The 274-nt window shown below is 54.7% G+C and carries 1 protein-coding gene; it reads left to right on the top strand.

Annotated elements, in window-relative coordinates:
• Window positions 1-274 (top strand): exonuclease SbcCD subunit D C-terminal domain-containing protein (locus SB775_RS29320; RefSeq protein ID WP_410864747.1); only part of this gene is annotated, 274 nt, incomplete at both ends.

Raw genomic sequence — 274 nt, 5'->3', positions numbered from 1 at the left:
AGAAGGCAGGGACGCCGGCTCCTGGATTGATCTCGAGCTGCATGTATCGGATGGGATTGACCCGGCAGAATTTCAGCGAGTTCGCAAGCTAAGTGATGACTTTCTCAAGATTCAGCGTGTGGTCGTACGTGAAGATAACCAGAATGAGGATGGGGCGCAGCGGGTCGAGCTGACAGAGCTGACCTCGGATCAATTGTTTCGCCGCTTTTATGAGCGAAGACGGGGAGCTGAGCCGGATGAGCGACTGGTAGCGATGTTTCAGCGCCTATTGGCT

It is taken from the genome of Peribacillus sp. SIMBA_075 (assembly GCF_046534585.1).
Note: the sequence above shows the minus strand (reverse complement) of the source record. Positions and strands in the feature narration are given on the sequence as shown.